This is a genomic window from Flectobacillus major DSM 103 (genome assembly GCF_000427405.1).
Taxonomy (GTDB): Bacteria; Bacteroidota; Bacteroidia; order Cytophagales; family Spirosomataceae; genus Flectobacillus; species Flectobacillus major.
The window spans coordinates 3,201,316-3,215,678 of sequence record NZ_KE386491.1 but is presented as its reverse complement, the minus strand read 5'-3'; the positions used below and the strand labels follow the sequence as shown (position 1 = coordinate 3,215,678).

At 37.5% G+C, this 14,363-nt stretch carries 21 protein-coding genes; 20 read left to right on the top strand and 1 reads right to left on the bottom strand.

The genetic code is table 11. The features are described from left to right. Nucleotides 1-17 precede the first annotated feature (17 nt). The 20 genes from rplX (at nucleotide 18) to mnmC2 (ending at nucleotide 12,883) form a co-directional block, all read left to right on the top strand. The gene (gene rplX / locus FLEMA_RS70230; RefSeq protein ID WP_044172010.1) at nucleotides 18-350 is read left to right on the top strand and encodes a 50S ribosomal protein L24; all 333 of its coding nucleotides are present in this window, start codon (nucleotides 18-20) and stop codon (nucleotides 348-350) included. Between the two features lie 90 nt (nucleotides 351-440). Further along, entirely contained in the window at nucleotides 441-998 is a 558-nt protein-coding gene (rplE, locus tag FLEMA_RS0127240; RefSeq protein WP_026997837.1) for a 50S ribosomal protein L5, read from the top strand. Nucleotides 999-1,094: 96 nt separating this feature from the next. Continuing rightward, nucleotides 1,095-1,364 carry a 30S ribosomal protein S14 gene (rpsN, locus tag FLEMA_RS0127230; protein ID WP_026996215.1) on the top strand — a complete coding sequence of 90 codons (270 nt, stop codon included), beginning with the start codon at nucleotides 1,095-1,097 and terminating at the stop codon, nucleotides 1,362-1,364. 128 nt (nucleotides 1,365-1,492) lie between these two features. After that, on the top strand, nucleotides 1,493-1,888 hold the full coding sequence (gene rpsH / locus FLEMA_RS0127220) for a 30S ribosomal protein S8 (protein ID WP_026996214.1): 396 nt from the start codon (nucleotides 1,493-1,495) through the stop codon (nucleotides 1,886-1,888). 106 nt (nucleotides 1,889-1,994) lie between these two features. After that, complete coding sequence (gene rplF, locus FLEMA_RS0127210) at nucleotides 1,995-2,549, top strand: 50S ribosomal protein L6 (RefSeq protein ID WP_026996213.1); 555 nt, start codon at nucleotides 1,995-1,997, stop codon at nucleotides 2,547-2,549. Nucleotides 2,550-2,594: 45 nt separating this feature from the next. After that, nucleotides 2,595-2,942, top strand: a complete 348-nt coding sequence (gene rplR / locus FLEMA_RS0127205) for a 50S ribosomal protein L18 (protein WP_026996212.1) — start codon at nucleotides 2,595-2,597, stop codon at nucleotides 2,940-2,942. 115 nt (nucleotides 2,943-3,057) lie between these two features. After that, nucleotides 3,058-3,576 (top strand): 30S ribosomal protein S5, encoded by a 519-nt coding sequence (rpsE, locus tag FLEMA_RS0127195; protein WP_026997836.1) that lies wholly within the window; start codon nucleotides 3,058-3,060, stop codon nucleotides 3,574-3,576. A gap of 74 nt (nucleotides 3,577-3,650) precedes the next feature. Further along, nucleotides 3,651-3,830 carry a 50S ribosomal protein L30 gene (gene rpmD, locus FLEMA_RS0127190; protein WP_026996211.1) on the top strand — a complete coding sequence of 60 codons (180 nt, stop codon included), beginning with the start codon at nucleotides 3,651-3,653 and terminating at the stop codon, nucleotides 3,828-3,830. A gap of 90 nt (nucleotides 3,831-3,920) precedes the next feature. Then, on the top strand, nucleotides 3,921-4,367 hold the full coding sequence (gene rplO, locus FLEMA_RS0127185) for a 50S ribosomal protein L15 (RefSeq protein WP_026996210.1): 447 nt from the start codon (nucleotides 3,921-3,923) through the stop codon (nucleotides 4,365-4,367). A gap of 134 nt (nucleotides 4,368-4,501) precedes the next feature. Beyond that, nucleotides 4,502-5,821: a preprotein translocase subunit SecY gene (gene secY, locus FLEMA_RS0127170; RefSeq protein ID WP_026997835.1), complete on the top strand. Its 1,320-nt coding sequence runs from the start codon at nucleotides 4,502-4,504 to the stop codon at nucleotides 5,819-5,821. A gap of 6 nt (nucleotides 5,822-5,827) precedes the next feature. Continuing rightward, nucleotides 5,828-6,634 (top strand): type I methionyl aminopeptidase, encoded by an 807-nt coding sequence (gene map, locus FLEMA_RS0127165; RefSeq protein WP_026996209.1) that lies wholly within the window; start codon nucleotides 5,828-5,830, stop codon nucleotides 6,632-6,634. Nucleotides 6,635-6,717: 83 nt separating this feature from the next. Next, a complete protein-coding gene (gene infA / locus FLEMA_RS0127155) occupies nucleotides 6,718-6,936 on the top strand; it encodes a translation initiation factor IF-1 (RefSeq protein WP_026997834.1) in 219 nt (72 codons plus the stop codon). Between the two features lie 93 nt (nucleotides 6,937-7,029). Next, nucleotides 7,030-7,146 (top strand): 50S ribosomal protein L36, encoded by a 117-nt coding sequence (rpmJ, locus tag FLEMA_RS70225; protein ID WP_044172008.1) that lies wholly within the window; start codon nucleotides 7,030-7,032, stop codon nucleotides 7,144-7,146. Nucleotides 7,147-7,223: 77 nt separating this feature from the next. Next, on the top strand, nucleotides 7,224-7,601 hold the full coding sequence (gene rpsM, locus FLEMA_RS0127140) for a 30S ribosomal protein S13 (protein WP_026997833.1): 378 nt from the start codon (nucleotides 7,224-7,226) through the stop codon (nucleotides 7,599-7,601). Nucleotides 7,602-7,686: 85 nt separating this feature from the next. Then, nucleotides 7,687-8,082: a 30S ribosomal protein S11 gene (gene rpsK, locus FLEMA_RS0127130; protein ID WP_026997832.1), complete on the top strand. Its 396-nt coding sequence runs from the start codon at nucleotides 7,687-7,689 to the stop codon at nucleotides 8,080-8,082. Between the two features lie 143 nt (nucleotides 8,083-8,225). Continuing rightward, on the top strand, nucleotides 8,226-8,831 hold the full coding sequence (gene rpsD / locus FLEMA_RS0127120; RefSeq protein WP_026997831.1) for a 30S ribosomal protein S4: 606 nt from the start codon (nucleotides 8,226-8,228) through the stop codon (nucleotides 8,829-8,831). A gap of 299 nt (nucleotides 8,832-9,130) precedes the next feature. Then, complete coding sequence (locus FLEMA_RS0127105; RefSeq protein ID WP_026996207.1) at nucleotides 9,131-10,120, top strand: DNA-directed RNA polymerase subunit alpha; 990 nt, start codon at nucleotides 9,131-9,133, stop codon at nucleotides 10,118-10,120. 149 nt (nucleotides 10,121-10,269) lie between these two features. Next, nucleotides 10,270-10,809: a 50S ribosomal protein L17 gene (rplQ, locus tag FLEMA_RS0127100; RefSeq protein WP_026996206.1), complete on the top strand. Its 540-nt coding sequence runs from the start codon at nucleotides 10,270-10,272 to the stop codon at nucleotides 10,807-10,809. A gap of 255 nt (nucleotides 10,810-11,064) precedes the next feature. Next, complete coding sequence (gene carA / locus FLEMA_RS0127090) at nucleotides 11,065-12,162, top strand: glutamine-hydrolyzing carbamoyl-phosphate synthase small subunit (protein ID WP_026996205.1); 1,098 nt, start codon at nucleotides 11,065-11,067, stop codon at nucleotides 12,160-12,162. Between the two features lie 67 nt (nucleotides 12,163-12,229). Next, nucleotides 12,230-12,883, top strand: coding sequence for a tRNA (5-methylaminomethyl-2-thiouridine)(34)-methyltransferase MnmC2 (mnmC2, locus tag FLEMA_RS0127080; protein ID WP_026997830.1), 654 nt, complete (start codon nucleotides 12,230-12,232; stop codon nucleotides 12,881-12,883). Nucleotides 12,884-12,930: 47 nt separating this feature from the next. Here mnmC2 and FLEMA_RS70220 read toward each other — a convergent pair whose 3' ends face one another. Next, nucleotides 12,931-14,355 carry a hypothetical protein gene (locus FLEMA_RS70220; protein WP_044172007.1) on the bottom strand — a complete coding sequence of 475 codons (1,425 nt, stop codon included), beginning with the start codon at nucleotides 14,353-14,355 and terminating at the stop codon, nucleotides 12,931-12,933. Nucleotides 14,356-14,363: the final 8 nt, after the last annotated feature.

Sequence of the window (14,363 nt, the reverse complement as noted above, 5' to 3'; positions counted from 1 at the left end):
CATAATTTGTAATCATCATGGAAAGAAAGTTTAATAAGCAGCCAAAACTGCACATCAAAACTGGTGATACTGTTGTGGTTATCGCTGGTAACGCTAAAGGTCAAACAGGCGTAATTACAAAAGTATTAGTTGAAAAACAACGTGCTATTGTAGAAGGTGTAAACCTTATCACAAAACACGTAAAACCTACTGCTAGCAACCCTCAAGGTGGCATCGTAAAAACAGAAGGTACAATCCATATTTCAAACCTTGCGGTTTCTGAAAATGGCAAAGCCGTTCGTACAGGTCGTAAATTGAACGAAAAAGGCAAGTTGCAGAGATTCTCAAAAGCAACTGGTAATTTTATTTAATCAATAATCAATGAACACTGTGCTACTTTTCATTCTTGAATAACAGCCAGTGGAAAAGTGGGTCGGAAATCCACATAAAGTTTCATAACAATGACAACTACAACAAGATTAAGAGACAAATACCAAAGTGAAGTTGTTCCTGCGTTGAAGGAAAAATTTCAGTACAAATCAATCATGCAGGTTCCAAAGATTACTAAAATCGTAATCAACAAAGGTATCGGAGCTGCAGTGGCTGATAAAAAATTGATTGATACTGGTCTTGAAGAATTAACACTTATTGCTGGTCAGAAAGCTGTGGCTACTATGTCTAAAAAGGCAATCTCTAACTTCAAATTGCGTGAAAACATGCCTATCGGTGTGAAAGTAACATTGAGAGGTGAAAAGATGTACGAATTTCTTGACCGTTTAACTGCAGTAGCTCTTCCTCGTGTACGTGACTTCAAAGGGGTTTCTGACAAAGGATTTGATGGCCGTGGTAACTATACATTAGGTGTTAAAGAACAAATTATCTTCCCTGAGATTTCTATTGACAAAGTAAGCAAAATCTCTGGTATGGATATTACATTCGTGACCACAGCTAATACTGATGCTGAAGCGTATGCCTTGTTACAGCAAATGGGTATGCCTTTCGCTAATTTGAAGAAGTAATTTAACTACGTTATCCGTTATTCGTTATCCGCTTTAGGAATACGTTCTTTTTCGGGTAACGGATAACCGACAACAGATAAAAAAGATTCAAGCACAATGGCAAAAGAATCAATCAAAGCAAGAGAAAGAAAAAAAGAAGCAACCGTTGCTAAATACGCTGCAAAGCGTGCAGCTCTTAAAGCTGCTGGCGATTACTTAGGTTTAGACAAATTACCTAAAAATGCTTCACCAGTACGTTTGCACAATCGTTGTAAGCTAACAGGTCGTCCAAGAGGTTATATGCGTAAATTCGGCATTAACCGTGTGACTTTCCGTGAAATGGCTTCAGCAGGATTGATTCCAGGCGTAACTAAATCAAGCTGGTAATTTCCTTTACGATAAAATTTATCGTAAGCTTTATTAAAATCAGCCAGTTATGGTTGTTTTTTTAAATTCAATTCCGTAATTTTGCGAGCCTTTTCCTAGAGAAAAGATCGTTTCAAATATCGAAAACAATGACAGATCCAATAGCAGATTACTTAACACGATTGAGAAATGCCATCAAGGCACGTCACAGAATCGTTGAAATTCCTGCTTCTAACATCAAAAAGGAAATCACAAAAGTGCTTTTTGATAAAGGATATATTCAAAACTACAAGTTCGACGATACAACTGTTCAGGGTACAATCAAAATCGCTTTGAAATACAACCCAGTTACAAAACAGCCTGCTATCGTGAAGTTGGAGAGAGTATCTAAGCCAGGTTTACGTAAATACAAAGGTGCTGGAGAGTTACCACGTGTATTGAATGGTTTAGGTGTAGCTATCCTTTCAACATCAAAAGGTGTAATTACAGACAAAGAAGCCCGTGTACTCAATGTAGGTGGTGAAGTTCTTTGTTTCGTATATTAATCTTAACAATGGGGAATAAGTCTAGTAAAGGTTTGTTCCCTAACTTATTTTCAAATAACGCTGAAAGAGGTATAATGGCCTCCATCTAAGCAAAAACAAAAAAGTCATGTCAAGAGTTGGTAATAAACTTATCACACTTCCTGCTGGTGTTACTGTAGCCGTTGATAAAAATACAGTGACTGTAAAAGGAGCAAAAGGAACCCTTGTTCGTACTATCGATTCAGATATTACAGTAGAAGTTGAGGGTAACGAGTTGCGTGTAAAACGCCCTACTGAACAAAAGCGTCATAAGGCTCTACACGGATTGTACCGTGCATTGATTAACAACATGGTTGTTGGTGTTAGCGACGGTTTCAAAAAAGAAATGGAAATCGTAGGGGTTGGTTACAAAGCTTCTAATCAAGGAAATATTCTTGAATTGGCATTGGGTTACTCACACGCCATTTTTATGCAAATCCCTTCTGAGTTGAAAGTTACAACAGCAATGGAAAAAGGTCAAAACCCTAAAGTTGTTTTGGAAGGTATCGATAAGGAATTAATAGGCCAAGTTGCAGCAAAGATTCGTTCTCTTCGTAAAGTTGAACCTTACAAAGGTAAAGGTATTCGCTTCGTGGGTGAGCAAATCCGTAGAAAAGCTGGTAAAGCTGGTGGTAAGAAATAGCATTTAATCATCGTGGGTCGGTAATCCACAAAATATCTAATACAAATGGCTACGCAAAAAGATTTAAGAAGATTACGTATTAAGCTTTCTATCAGAGCGAAAGTTTCTGGTACAGCTGAAAAGCCAAGATTGTCTGTTTTCCGTTCAAATACTGCAATTTATGCACAGCTTATTGATGATGTGAAAGGACAAACTTTAGCTGCTGCTTCATCTAAGGAATTAGGGTTAAAAAGCGGTAATGTTGAAAGTGCAAAGCAAGTAGGTGCTAAAATCGCTGAAAAAGCTTTAACTGCAGGAATTTCAACAGTTGTTTTTGACCGTAACGGTTACTTGTACCATGGTCGTGTTAAGGCAGTGGCAGAAGGTGCAAGAGAAGGAGGTCTTAAATTTTAATTAGTCAATTTGAAATTGTGCAACGCGGTTCGCCGCCCTTCTAAAAATGAAAGTTTTTGATGTTAAAGCACAGATTTCAAATTTTCAAATTCAACAATTTTCAAATTAGAAAAAAATGTCGCAATTAATATCAAAACCTATCAAGGTTAACGAAGGCGAATTAAAAGAAAGAGTTGTAGCTATCAATCGCGTAGCGAAAGTAGTGAAAGGTGGACGTCGTTTCAGCTTCTCTGCAATCGTTGTTGTTGGTGATGGCAAAGGCGTAGTAGGGTTCGGTTTGGGTAAAGCAAACGAAGTTACTGACGCTATCTCTAAAGGTATAGAAGACGCTAAGAAAAACTTATTCCAAGTTGCTCTTTTGAAAGCAACTGTACCTCACGAACAAATTGGTAAGTTCTCAGGTGGTTTCGTATTGTTGAAGCCTGCTGCTCCGGGTACTGGAGTAATTGCGGGTGGTGCAATGCGTGCTGTTCTTGAAGCTGCTGGTGTTCATGATGTATTGGCTAAATCAAAAGGTTCTTCAAACCCTCACAACGTGGTAAAAGCAACTGTAGATGCTCTTGTTAAAATGAGAAATCCTCATACAGTAGCTTTCCAAAGAAGTGTATCTTTAGCAAAAGTATTTAACGGATAGTTTATTTTAGTTGATTGAATTGAGCTTGCAGTATTACTACAAGCTCAATTCTTGAAACTCAAAAATATAAAACCATGTCAAAGGTAAAAATCACTCAAGTTAAGAGTACAATCAAACGCCCTGAAGTTCAAAAACGCACTATTCAAGCTCTTGGATTAGGTAAATTGAACAAAAGCGTAGAAAAAGAATTGAATCCTGCTATTGAAGGTATGATTCGTGCTGTACAGCATTTGATTGTAGTCGAAAAAATCTAATTGTACTTCTTTCTTTCATAAAAAGAGGTCAATTGAGCGAGTTACTTCACGGTGAAGTAGCGTTTAGCAATTAATTAACTTATTACAACAATGAATTTATCGTCATTAAAGCCCGCTCAGGGCTCTACTAAGGTAAGAAAAAGAGTTGGTCGTGGTGCAGGTTCTGGTTTAGGTGGAACTTCTGCTCGTGGTCACAAAGGTGCTCAGTCTCGTTCAGGTTACTCTCGTAAGAGTGGTTTTGAAGGTGGTCAGATGCCAATCCAACGTCGTGTTCCGAAGTTTGGTTTCAAAAATATCAACCGTGTAGAATATAAAGCTATCAACCTTGATACAATTCAAGCTTTGATTGAAGAAACAGGTGTTACTGTTATTACGCACGATGTATTGTATCAAAATGGTTTGGTTTCTAAAAATGACTTGGTGAAAATCTTGTCACGTGGTGAAATCAAAACTGCTGTAGAGATACAAGTAAAAGGTTTCTCTGCTTCTGCTAAAGCTGCTATTGAAGCTGCAGGTGGTAAAGCAGTGGTAGCTTAGTTTTCAATTTGAAAATCGATAGACAACAGAAATTATTAGGTAATCATTGTAAAATTGTACAACAGATTTGTAATTCACAAAAAAGTTGAACATCTTTCGAGTTATATTCTATAACGATTACTTAAACAGATAGCATGAACAAGTTTATTAGCACTATCAAAAACATTTTCTCAATAGAGGAATTAAGAGGTCGAATTCTTAATACCCTGTTGTTTATCACCTTTTTTCGCCTTGGATCTTACGTAGTTTTACCAGGTGTAGATGCCACTAAGTTAGCGCAGAAGGGTGACGGCGGTTTATTAGGTTTGTTGAATATGTTCTCAGGTGGAGCGTTTAATAATGCTTCTATCTTTGCCTTAGGCATCATGCCATATATTTCTGCTTCTATTGCAATCCAATTATTGACGATTGCATTACCATATTTCCAAAAGATGCAGAAGGATGGGGAGTCAGGTCGCAAAAAGTTAAACCAAATCACTCGTGTTCTAACGATTTTTGTGACGGCTGCACAGGCTTTTACATATTTGCAAGTAACAATTCCTGCTGAGGCTATTCTTGTTTCACCATGGTCGTTTCGTTTGTATTCTGTAATCATTTTGGTTGCTGGTACAATGTTCTGTATGTGGCTTGGCGAGAAAATCACAGATAAAGGAATTGGTAATGGTATCTCAATGCTAATTATGATTGGTATTGTGTCTCGTTTCCCTGCTTCTTTGTTGGGTGAAGCTCAATCAAGAGGAATGTCTGGTGCACTTTTATTCATTATTGAAGTTGTTGCTTTGTTCTTCGTGGTCATGGGTGCTGTAATGGTAACACAGGCGGTTCGCCGAATTCCAGTTCAGTATGCTAAGCAAGTGGTAGGTAATAGAGTTTCATTAAGTGGCGAACGTCAATATATTCCTTTGAAGTTGAACGCTGCAGGTGTTATGCCAATTATTTTTGCTCAAGCATTAATGTTTGTTCCAGGTTTGTTAGCTCAATCATTTGCAGACAAAAGTGAGTTTGCTCAGTCGGTAGCTCAAGCGTTTGGCGATTTTACAACTTGGCAATACAATTTATTGTTTGCAGTACTTATTATAGTATTTACATTTTTTTACACAGCTATTTCTATCAATCCAACTCAGATTTCTGACGATATGAAGCGTGGCGGTGGATTTGTACCAGGCGTAAAACCTGGCGAAGCTACTTCAAACTTTATTGCAGATATCTTAGATAGAATTACCTTACCAGGTGCATTTATGTTGGCTATCATTGCAATTTTACCTGCAGTAGCTAGTGTATTTGGAATCACTCGTGGTTTTGCATCTTTCTTCGGAGGAACTTCTCTTCTTATTTTAGTAGGTGTTGTTTTAGATACTCTACAACAAATTGAAAGTTATCTTTTGATGCGTAAATATGAAGGTTTGATGCAGTCTGGTAGAGTAAAAGGTAGAACTGAAGCAATCGCTCAGTAATAACAGATGATTTATTTAAAAACATCTTCCGAGTTAGAAATCATCCGAGCAAACGGTGTTATTTTAGGAAAAACACATGCCGAAGTTGCAAAGATTATTAAGCCCGGTATAACTACAAAAGAGTTAGACCAAGTGGCTTATGAGTTTATAAAAGATAATGGAGCTCATCCATCTTTTCTGAACTATAATGTAGGAGGGCATAAGTACCCCGCTTCATTATGTATCTCTGTGAACGATGTAGTTGTGCATGGAATTCCCAATAATTATCAATTGAAAGATGGTGATATTATTTCGATTGATTGCGGAGTTTATAAAAATGGCTTTCACGCAGACAGTGCATATACTTATGCGGTCGGCAATGTCAAAGAAGAAACCCTTCGTCTTTTACGTACCACTAAAGAGTCGCTTTACTTAGGTATAGCCCAAGCAGTAGCTGGTAAAAGAATTGGAGATATTGGATTTGCTATTCAGTCATATTGCGAGAAAGCAGGATTTACAGTTGTACGAGAGCTTGTTGGGCATGGTGTAGGTAAATCACTTCATGAAGGCCCAGAAGTAGCTAATTACGGAAAAAGAGGAGATGGGGCAAAATTGAAAGAAGGTATGGTGATTGCTATCGAGCCTATGATTAATCTAGGCAAAAGAGCTATCCATCAGGAAAACGACCACTGGACAATCAGAACTCAGGATCGTAAACCATCAGCTCATTTTGAACACACAGTGGCAGTTTGTAAGGATAAAGTTGATGTTTTAACAACCTTTGAATTTATAGAAGCTGCTATTCAATCTTCGGAGTACATCGTTGAAATTTGAAACTCTTTTAAAGGTAGCTGTTAATCGTTTACTCGTTTATTCTTAATATTTCACGAATTACGACTAACAAATAATACAATTTTATGGCAAAACAATCATCCATTGAAGTTGATGGTACCATCGTAGAGGCACTTTCTAACGCTATGTTCAGAGTAGAGCTAGAGAATACTCATCAAGTGATTGCCCATATTTCTGGTAAAATGAGAATGAATTACATCAAAATTTTACCAGGAGATAAGGTGAAACTAGAAATGTCACCTTATGACTTGACAAAAGCAAGAATCGTGTATCGTTACAAATAAAATGACAGTTGGCAATTAGCAGTAGGCAGTAAGCAAAGGCTAATGCTTTTAGCCCTGTCGCAATTAATTGACAACTTTTAAGACAATACTACAATGAAAGTTAAAGCGTCTATCAAAAAGCGTAGTGCTGAATGTAAAGTAATCCGTCGTAACGGCAAACTTTATGTTATTAACAAAAAAAATCCAAAGTTTAAACAAAGACAGGGTTAATTAGAAAATTTAAGAATCGGTAGTTGAGAAATTACTAATCTTGAATACCTAAATAAACTAAAAAGCTTTAGAACAATATGGCTCGTATTGCAGGGGTTGATATTCCCGATAAAAAAAGAGGCGAAATCGCTTTGACCTATATCTTCGGTATAGGTCGTAGCACTGCTCAGAAAATTTTGACACAGGCTGGTATTTCTTTAGATAAGAAAGCTGGTGAGTGGAACGATGAGGAAGCTAGTGCCATTCGTAACATTATTGCTGGTGAATTTAAAACTGAAGGACAATTGCGTTCTGAAATTCAGTTGAACATCAAGCGTTTGATGGACATTGGTTGCTACCGTGGTCTTCGTCACCGTAAAGGTCTTCCTTTGCGTGGTCAAAGAACTAAAAACAACTCTCGTACTCGTAAGGGTAAACGTAAGACAGTTGCTAACAAGAAAAAAGCTACTAAGTAATCATTAAAGTAATGTAGCGTTATTGTACCAAAGATTCGATTAACTTCGAAAAACTCGGTATAGCACATTAAACAAAACTCTTAAAATGGCACAAGCTAAAAGAAAAGATAAAGCAAAAAAGAGAGTTGTTGTAGTTGAACAGGTTGGTCAAGTACACATCAAGGCTTCTTTTAATAATATTATTATCTCTATTACTAATAGCCAAGGACAAGTTATATCTTGGGCTTCAGCTGGTAAAATGGGCTTCAAAGGCTCTAAGAAAAACACTCCTTATGCTGCTCAAACTGCTGCCACAAACTGTGCTGCCGTGGCTGTAGAAGCTGGGATGAAAAAAGCTGAAGTATTTGTAAAGGGTCCTGGTGCTGGCCGTGAATCGGCTATCAGAACTATTGCAAATGCTGGTATTGAAGTAACTTCTATCAAAGATATTACTCCACTTCCACACAACGGATGTCGTCCTCCAAAACGTCGTAGGGTATAATTCTAGGGTTGTTGCTTTGGCAATAATCATGTAAAGGTATTGCGAAGGGTAATTAGTAATTATTACCCTTCGTTTTCATGTTTCTCATAACTTAATTACTTCATTGAGCAAAAGATGCTCATTGACTCAATTTCATACAAATAATGGCAAGATACACAGGTCCAAAATCAAAAATTGCTCGTCGTTTTGGTGAGCCAATCTTAGGTCCAAGTAAAGCGTTATCACGCAAAAATTACGGCCCAGGTCAACACGGAAAAGGTAAACGCACTAAGCAATCTGAATACGCATTGCAGTTGAAAGAAAAGCAAAAAGTGAAATACACGTACGGTATTCTTGAAAAACAATTCGAGAATCTTTTCCACAAAGCTGCTGTAAGAGAAGGTATTAAAGGTGAAAACCTTTTGAAATTATGTGAAGCTCGTCTTGACAATACAGTTTACCGTTTAGGAATTGCTCCAACTCGTCGTGCTGCACGCCAATTGGTTATTCACAAACACATTATCGTTGACGGCGAAATTGTAAATATCCCATCATATTCTTTAAAGCCAGGACAGTTAATTGGTGTTCGTGAGAAATCAAAGTCTTTGGAAGTTGTAACTAATTCTCTTGCTGGAAAAGCAGGTAAGCGTTTTAACTGGTTGGAGTGGGAAGCTTCTTCTTTAACTGGTAAATTCTTATCTTATCCTGAGAGAAGTGACATTCCTGAAAACTTCAACGAGCAGGCAATCGTCGAGCTTTACTCGAAGTAATCGTAGCTATAATAAAACTATTTTTACTAAAGTTTTGTTAGCAATAGATAGGAAAAACTTAGTCAGTTTAAATATCGAATATCAATTTTATTGGTATTCGATATTTCATAAAAGTGAATTACGGTAAGTTATTAGGTAAATTTTTTCTTGCGAATTTTGTAATATAATAAAAAAAAACAAATTTGTCAAGAAATTTTGCAAATTTTTACCCTAAAACCCTAAAACTCACAAAGTTATTTCGTATATTACGCTCGATTACTCTATTCTTATAAAATCTAAGATAAATTAAGCTACGAAATATGTCAATATTAGCATTCCAAATGCCCGACAAAGTCGTTATGGAGAAAGCTGACGACTTTCACGGGTTATTTGAGTTTAAGCCTCTCGAAAAAGGCTATGGCGTTACAATTGGTAACGCACTTCGTAGAATCTTGTTGTCTTCGCTTGAAGGCTACGCAATCACTAGCGTGAAAGTAAGCGGAGTATTGCATGAGTTCTCAGCTATTGAGGGTGTTATTGAGGATATGACTGAGATTATCTTGAATTTGAAAAAAGTTCGCTTCAAGAAGGCTCAAGAAATCCTTGAAAATAAAATCAATGTCAGAGTAAAAGGTCAGAACACTTTGACAGCGGGGGATATAAACAAATTTACAAACTATTTTGAAATCCTTAATCCAGAATTAGTTATCTGTAACTTGGATGAATCAAAAGAGTTTGAAATGGAAATTATCGTTGAGAAAGGACGTGGTTACGTTCCTGCCGACGAACCTCGTAATACAGAGCCTCCTTTTGGCCATATTCCTATCGATGCCATTTATACGCCTATCAAGAACGTTAAGTTCAGCGTAGAAAATACTCGTGTGGAACAAAAAACTGACTACGAAAAATTGATTTTGGATATTGAGACTGATGGCTCGATTCACCCAGAAGATGCTTTGAAAGGTGCAGCGTATATCTTGATTCAACACTTTATGCTATTCTCGGATCAAACAATGACATTTGAAGCTATGAAAGCTGAAGATGAAAACGTTGTTGATGAGGAAATGTTGCATATGAGAAAGTTATTGAAAACACCATTGGCAGACCTAGATTTGTCGGTGCGTGCTTATAACTGTTTGAAATCAGCAGACGTGAGAACTTTAGGTGATTTAGTTAAATTGGAAATTTCTGATATGATGAAATTCCGTAACTTCGGTAAGAAGTCTTTGACTGAATTAGAACAATTAGTAGAAGAAAAAGGTCTTCATTTCGGTATGGATGTAATCCGTTATCGTTTAGACGAAGATTGATAAAGCTGAAATACAAAGTTATAATAAACTTCTTGTAACTTTGTATTTTGATTTTTATAATAAACAGTAGTAATAGGTGGGGGCCCAAAAGGTATCCTAACCGCAGCGATAGGCTTTAAGGTTTTGTCGCTTTCAACTTACGAAAAACAATGAGACACGGTAAAAAATTCAACCATTTAGGCAGAACTGCCTCACACAGAGCCGCTTTGTTATCAAATATGGCTTCTTCTTTGATTCTTCACAAAAGAATTGAAACTACAACTGCAAAAGCAAAAGAATTAAGAAAGTATGTTGAGCCTTTGATTACTAAATCAAAAACTGACGATACTAACAGCCGTCGTGTTGTATTCTCTTATTTGCAAAATAAAGAAGCTGTAAAAGAACTTTTTGGTGTAGTGTCTGAGAAAATCGCTTCTCGCCCTGGTGGATACACAAGAATTATCAAATTAGGAAATCGTCTTGGTGACAACGCTGATATCTGTTTGATCGAATTAGTTGACTTCAACGAGGTGTTGTTGGCAGCAGTTGAAGAAAAAGCTGTTAAAACTCGTCGTAGCCGTCGTGGTTCTTCTAAGAAAGCTGATGCAGCTGTAGAAGCAACTCCTTCTGCTGAAGTGGTAACTGAAGCTCCTGCAGCCGAAGAAACTACTCCTGAAGCTCCAGCTACAGAAGAAAAAACAGAGGAATAGTCTTGATGACCTTCCTTATAGAAGCCTCAATCTTTTGGATTGAGGCTTTTTTTATGCCCCAACCAATATTGGTTCTATAATAGAAGCAAGTATTTATACTTAGCTTGTTTTATTTATAAAAATACATTGTATAGTGAAATAGTAAAGTTTACTACCATCACATTATGCGTACTTATCGGGAGATGATGAGAATTTCTCTTCGTTTTTATTCATTTTCGCTTAACTTTGCATAATTTTTTAACCAAATATCAACCAATGAAAGTAACACAAAGCCAACCAGCTATTTTATTGTTGGAAGACGGCACAGTTTTTAGAGGCAACGCCCTCGGGAAAATCGGGACGAGTGGCGGTGAAATCTGCTTCAATACGGGAATGACTGGGTATCAGGAAATTTATACCGACCCTTCGTATTTTGGACAGGTAATTGTAAATACCACTTCGCATATTGGAAACTATGGTGTAGTCAACGACCTTGAAGAAGAGTCGGCTTCTGTGAAGATAGCAGGTATGGTATGTAATGAATTCTCTCCGATTCATTCTCGCAAAACGGCTGATGGTTCATTACAAGAGTATTTTGAAAAAGCAGGTATTGTAGGTATTTCAGGTGTTGATACTCGCCAAATTGTGAGACATATCCGTGAAAAAGGGGTGATGAATTGTATCATTTCTTCTGCAATTTTAGATGTTGAAGAATTAAAAAAAGAATTAGCCAAAGTTCCTCCAATGGAAGGACTTGAACTTTCGTCTCAAGTATGTACTCAAGAAGCTTACTTTTTGGGTGACGAAAACTCTGATGTTAAGGTAGCTGTACTCGACTTGGGTGTTAAGAAAAGTATTCTTACTAACTTGACCGACAGAGGCTGTTTTTTGAAGGTTTTCCCTGCAAAAACTTCTTTTGCTGAAATGGAATCTTGGGGTCCTAAAGGATATTTTATATCGAATGGCCCTGGCGACCCTGCTGTAATGCCTTATGCCGTAGAAACAGTTAAGGAAATCGTAGGAAATGATAAACCAACATTTGGTATTTGTCTTGGTCACCAAATTTTGGCTCAAGCTTCTGGTTTGTCTACATATAAAATGAAAAATGGACACCGTGGATTGAATCACCCAGTGAAAAACTTGATTACTGGTTTGTCTGAAATTACTTCTCAAAATCATGGCTTTGCTGTGAAAATGGAAGAATTGGAAAGCAATCCTAATGTAGAGCTTACTCATATCAATTTGAACGACAAAACGGTAGAAGGCTTGCGTAGAAAAGATAAGCCGGCATTCTCGGTGCAACACCACCCAGAGGCTTCTCCTGGCCCGCACGATTCTCGTTATTTGTTTGATTCTTTTGTGGGAATGTTATAAAATTGCAGGCAGTTCTTCCGAACTGCCTTTTTTATGCCAAACGGATGAATGATAATGAACGAAAAAAATGATTAAATTAGTTTTGACCAAAGATGGCTCTCATACTTTGTATAATACTGATTTGGATGTGTGGCATCACTCGGTTAATGGAGCTGTTCAGGAGTCTATGAGGGTTTTTATTGAGCTGGGGCTATGGCCAAAACTTCAAGAAAAACAGACTATTAAGATTTTTGAAATGGGCTTGGGTACGGGCTTAAATGTATTATTAACTGCCCTAGAAGCTCAAAAAGAACAAACCAATATTGTATATGAAGTAATAGAAGCATACCCTATCGGACAAGAGGAAATAGCAGCCTTGAATTATGGTGAAATTTTTTCTACAAACTTGCTTACCAAAATTCATGAAGCAACATGGGAACAAACAGTAGCCATTGATACTGGTTTTCAACTCAAGAAAGTACAACAAGATTTGCTTCAATACGATTTGGGGAATAATATCGACCTCATTTTCTATGATGCTTTTTCGCCTACTACCCAGCCCGAACTTTGGACGGAAGAGGTCTTTGTAAAGCTCTATAATGCTATGAACAAAGGTGGTTTTTTGACAACCTATTGTTCAAAAACTGTTGTTAGAAAGGCCTTGATAGCAGCAGGGTTTAAAGTAGAAAAACATCCAGGCCCTTATGGTAAAAGGGAAGTTTTGAGGGCAGTAAAAGAATAAAGGTGCTTGGAATATAACTCCAAGCACCTTTGTTGATATAAGGAATATTAAACTGTTTTTACTTCGCAAGGATAGCCAAACAAGCAGTTTTCTTTAATCATTTTGGCTACCGATTTTGGTACAAATTCTTCCCAGCCACTTTGACCAGATTGAATAGTATTCAAAACGCTATCGGCATGGATAGACAATAGGGTTTTGTCATAATTGGTAATATCCTCAAACTTATCGTTGTCGAGCATATATTGGAATAAGCCCTTGAGATGCTCTGGGGGACTAAATTCTTTGGACGTAACAACGTTGCCATTGCTATCAATCATTGGGTGAAGATAGAGCTTAATTTTTGGACCAAATAAAGTAGCAAATGCCGCCAAAATACCTCCAGATAGGTTTTGGTAGTGTTTTTCCTCAAAGATATACGACAAGTTGGGCATACCCATAATCAAGGCCATGCGGCGTTGAGTAAATCGACTTAAATAAGATACCAATTTGTAATACTCATGGAAATTGGAAATAAGTACTGTTTGACCCAACGAACAAAGAATATCAACACGGTCTAGGAAGTCTTTCTCGTTAATTTCTTCATCACTACTTTGTAGATTTCGGAGGGTTAATTCCGACAAAACTACCACTTTGTCGTCGTCGACATCGGGTTCATTTTCAAACTGCATTTGTCCTTTTTTCAACATATCCAAAAATACGTTGGTTACAGGACGAAAGCGACCACGAACAGCCACAATATGTTTTTTATAGAAAGCCTCAGAAGGGTTCATTACATTGCCGTCGGGGCCAAATAGGGCTGCATTGGTAAAGCCTTTTTTAACTAAGTGCAACGACATCACACGGTTGTCTACATCGGCAAAGTCGGGGCCAGCAAAACGAATCATATCTATTTCGATACGGTCGGTATGCAGGTCGTCCATAAGCGACTGAAGCAATATCTCGGGTTGTTCGTTGTAATAAAAACATCCATAAATCAAATTGACCCCAATAATACCCAAAGCCTGTTGTTGGAGGACGTTGTCATTATCCTTCATTCTAACGTGAACAATAACATCGTTGGGGTCTGAATTTGGACGAAGCTGAAAGCGAAGGCCAATCCAGCCATGTGGGTCATTGGTTTTTTGGTAATTCAATGCTGCAACGGTATCAGCAAAAGAAAAGAACATTTTTTCCGAAGCACTTTCTGTCAGACGTACGTTGAGCAATTTATATTCACGATTGAGCATTTTTATCAAACGTGGCTCACAGACATAGCGGCCCGAAGGTTCTTCTCCATAAATAGCATCCGAAAATGCCATATCGTAGGCAGAAATAGTTTTGGCAATTGTTCCTGAAGCCCCGCCAGCTTTGAAAAAATTGGTTGCCACATCTTGTCCTGCTCCAATTTCAGCAAAAGAGCCGTAAATACGACGGTCTAAGTTGATGCGGAGTGCTTTTTGTTTTGTGCCTAAATTCTTATCGTAAGTAGTCATTTATCAGT